The organism is Blautia sp. DFI.6.71, assembly GCF_020593585.1.
GTDB classification, from domain to species: Bacteria; Bacillota; Clostridia; order Lachnospirales; family Lachnospiraceae; genus Blautia_A; species Blautia_A wexlerae.
On sequence record NZ_JAJDMJ010000227.1, the window covers coordinates 1 to 207 of the forward strand.

Annotated in this window: 1 pseudogene; it reads left to right on the plus strand. The window is 50.7% G+C overall.

Annotated elements, in window-relative coordinates:
• Window positions 1-207, plus strand: a pseudogene (locus tag LJE12_RS19955) (orotate phosphoribosyltransferase); the annotation flags it as partial.

The window sequence follows — 207 nt, forward strand, 5'->3', positions numbered from 1 at the left end:
GGCAAAGGATCACGGTGCAGACAAGGGAGGCTTCCTTGGAAGCAAGCTTAAGGATGGCGACAGAGTAGTCATGATAGAGGATGTCACCACATCCGGCAAATCAATGGAGGAGACAGTTCCAAAGGTAAGAGGAGCTGCAGATGTTACAATCGTAGGCCTTATGGTGAGCCTTAACAGAATGGAAGTCGGACAGGGCGGCAAGGTAAG